We start from the raw sequence: 385 nt of genomic DNA, 5'->3' as shown, positions 1-385 counted from the left end.
CGAACACCGGGACAGACCGCCTGCTGATGGAGCAACTGCCCCATCCGCTGAGCGAAGGCAAGCTGATCAGTGCTCGCGCGCTGAAAACCTACCGTGGCTACATCTTCCTGCGTGGCGAATACACCACCGCCGCCAAGCACCTCAACCGTGCCGTGGAAGAAGCCAAGGCTGCTGGCCTTTTGGGCAAGAACATCCTGGGTTCGGGCTTCGATTTCGAGCTGTTCGTCCACACCGGCGCCGGGCGTTATATCTGCGGTGAAGAAACCGCACTGATCAACTCCCTCGAAGGCCGCCGCGCCAACCCGCGTTCCAAGCCGCCCTTCCCTGCCGCCGTTGGCGTGTGGGGCAAGCCGACTTGCGTGACCAACGTTGAAACCCTGGGCAC

1 pseudogene is annotated in these 385 nt (G+C 62.6%); it reads left to right on the top strand.

Going from position 1 to position 385, the window contains the following annotated elements:
- Window positions 1-385, top strand: a pseudogene (locus ACIOVB_RS27605) (NADH-quinone oxidoreductase subunit F); the annotation flags it as partial.

This window comes from Pseudomonas sp. NPDC087639 (assembly GCF_044743385.1).
Taxonomy (GTDB): Bacteria; Pseudomonadota; Gammaproteobacteria; order Pseudomonadales; family Pseudomonadaceae; genus Aquipseudomonas.
The sequence above is the reverse complement of the archived record's forward strand: the minus strand, read 5'-3'. Positions and strand labels throughout refer to the sequence as shown.